This window comes from Providencia sp. PROV208 (assembly GCF_028479465.1).
In the GTDB taxonomy this organism is placed as follows: domain Bacteria; phylum Pseudomonadota; class Gammaproteobacteria; order Enterobacterales; family Enterobacteriaceae; genus Providencia; species Providencia alcalifaciens.
Genome location: NZ_JAMPNS010000024.1, coordinates 1 through 1,442 on the forward strand (window position 1 = coordinate 1; position 1,442 = coordinate 1,442).

1 protein-coding gene is annotated in these 1,442 nt (G+C 43.2%); it reads left to right on the plus strand.

Features of this window, described 5'->3' with window-relative positions; translation table 11 throughout:
- Nucleotides 1–196: 196 nt before the first annotated feature.
- A complete protein-coding gene (locus tag PR766_RS16810; RefSeq protein WP_154633152.1) occupies nucleotides 197–1,309 on the plus strand; it encodes a hypothetical protein in 1,113 nt (370 codons plus the stop codon).
- The last annotated feature ends 133 nt before the right edge of the window (nucleotides 1,310–1,442 follow it).

A 1,442-nucleotide genomic window follows, 5' to 3' on the forward strand; every position in this document is an offset into this window, starting at 1 on the left:
GGACGTCTCCGCCGATATGCCTATCCGCCAAGTGACATATCCCTGTGGTACTGAAAGTAAAGCAGAGGTGGTGTTAACTACGAAAGAGCCGGTTAGCTTTGCTTCGAGAATACAGAAATTAGAAGACCTAGCGCATGAAGAAAAACCGCCATTTTCACAATGGACAAACTTTAGGTAATAAAAGGATTAATAAAATATGAAACATTATTTTTATAAATTGATTGGGAGTATTTGTTTCTTTTTGCTAGGTCAGCCTTACGCTTTATCTCTTAGCGGAGCTTCTGGTGAATATGATGTGGGAGAGGGTTTAGTATGGAGTGATGCTGTTAATGATACATATCGTTCAGCAACAGGTTGGGGGTACCAAACTCTCATGGGTCAAAGCTGTTTTGCTTTTAATATTCGTAGTGCTGATGATAATTCGATATGGAATAGCGCAAGCACAACATATACATCTTCAGATGGTAAATATACGGGATTAAAGATTGCTGAAGACATCCTTTTTATTGTAAAGGATGCTACGGTTAATACTTATGGAGGAGGAGGAGATAATGGTGGAGCCACATTTAATTCTTACGGAAAGACGACTGCTACTGGTAGCGCAGTGATCCAAAATTCTCCATTTACATATTGTGTTACAGGGACATCTTATAATAGCTTTCCGAACCCGATGGGAGCGGGAAGAAGTATATCTTTTAATGGAATGGTTGCTATTTATGTGGGACCTAATGCACAGCCAGGGAAATATAGTATCCCTGCTTTCTATGCTGGTCTATATATGGAGCCCGGGATCCCCCTTTCTTCAGCAGGATATATCACAGTAAAAACTCGGTTATCCTGCTCTGTTTCCGCGCCACCTAAGATTGATTTTGGCAAAGTGAATATTTGGGAGTGGGAGGGAAATACCTCAGGTACTCCGGGAGGTAAATTCGGAGATGTTTTAGGGGTGGTTGAGGGAAATTTTACGATCAACTGCACTGGGGACGGAAACACACGAGCATCAGCTACGTTGACCCTTGATGGAGCGAAAGGGAGGTACACAGATGACTTAAAAGTAACAATGGATGCTACTGGCGAGGAAGCTCCTGCAAGTGTGCGTGTAACCATAAAGAATCTTAGTCCTCCTTGTTCCTCTGGTGTGAGTTGGGGACCAGTATCGGGTAAACCTAATGCAAATGTCGTTAAATTGGACGATTTGGTTCCAGGCACTAGCCAAGTGCCTTATCGTTTTAGCTTATGCTCCACAGGACAAGGCTTTAAAGGCGGGGCAGCCTCTGCCTCTGCTACCATCAAGCTTGATTGGGAATAACCCACTTAACCGCTTAGTGGTTTTCACCACACACCACTAAGCCCCCCTAATTCAACAATAAGAATCTCATGATAGCCACTCAACACCACCACTTTTTTACGCTACTGCTTATCGGGCTTCCAATGCTGTTATG

Bases quoted from the DNA above. Each gene is read 5' to 3' on its own strand.
- PR766_RS16810 (WP_154633152.1), top strand. From the start codon at position 197: ATGAAACATTATTTTTATAAATTGATTGGGAGTATTTGTTTCTTTTTG.